This window comes from Deltaproteobacteria bacterium (genome assembly GCA_009930495.1).
In the GTDB taxonomy this organism is placed as follows: domain Bacteria; phylum Desulfobacterota; class Desulfovibrionia; order Desulfovibrionales; family Desulfomicrobiaceae; genus Desulfomicrobium.
Map to the genome: position 1 here is coordinate 1 of RZYB01000461.1, position 1,089 is coordinate 1,089.

Annotated in this window: 1 protein-coding gene; it reads right to left on the reverse strand. The window is 57.2% G+C overall.

Features of this window, described 5'->3' with window-relative positions; genetic code table 11:
* Positions 1–672 (reverse strand): chemotaxis protein (locus EOL86_15475; GenBank protein ID NCD26970.1); only part of this gene is annotated, 672 nt, incomplete at its 3' end.
* Between the last annotated feature and the right edge of the window lie 417 nt (positions 673–1,089).

The window sequence follows — 1,089 nt, forward strand, 5'->3', positions numbered from 1 at the left end:
CTTTTCCGCCAATTTCCTGACCTCGTCCGCCACGACAGCAAACCCCCGGCCCGCATCCCCGGCACGCGCAGCCTCAATGGCGGCGTTCAGGGCCAGAAGATTGGTTTGGTCGGCGATATCCGAAATCATGGACAGGACACTGTTGATGTCGCCTGTCCGGTCCGCGAGATGGTTCATGGATGTTTTCAGCGCGAGGATATCGGCCTTGACCTGGGTAATGGAATTGACGGCCTCGCCAACCTGATCCGCGCCCTTCTTGGCTTCTTCTCCGGCTGTCTGGCTTTGGCCGGCGGCGTTCTGCGCACTGGCCGCCACGGCTTTGATCATCTGGTCCACATGATGCACCGCCTCGACAGCCTCGGCGCTTCGAGTATTCTGAAAATCAGCGCCCTTGGCGATGTGTTCGATCTCCGCGGAAAAGCTTTCCGTGCTCCGCGAAATTTCGTCGACAATCTCCTGAAGAATGCATGCCGCCTGGACCCGCCCCTGATGCTGCGCCCGTTCGGCCTCTTCCTGCGCGAGCTTGGCCTGTTCCAAGGCTTGGCGTGCCTTGGTTGCCTCGGCCTTGGCCTCCTCGTTGCGCATCTCGGCTTCCTGAATGTAGGCCTGCAACGTCGAAACCATTGTCCGAAGCGCGTTCGCCAAGTCTCCGGCCTCGTCTGTCCGGTTCATCTCCAATCTGGCTGAAAAATCTCCAGACGCGATTGCTTTGGCGTACCCGATGACTTCAACAAGCGGCCGCGTGATATTTTTTGTCAGATACGCGCCAATCAGCAACGAGAAAAAAATCCACCCAAAACCCCCGCGACGGACATATTCCCGATGAGAAGAGCCTTGCTGATTGATGCGGTAGCGTCCTTGTCGGTCATGTTCGCATTCAGCTCGACCAAGCTATTGATGGTTGCGCGCATGCCCTGGTTCAGGCTCAACCCTTCAACCATGATGAGGCGTGACATGCCGTCATACAACGTTTCCGCCGAATCCGCCTGCCGTGAAAGGACGGAGAGCTGATGCTCGATACGCTCCGCGGTGTTTATTATTTTTTCTTCGAAAACAAATGAAGCCGCGTCAGCATCTCCCTGTCGGATG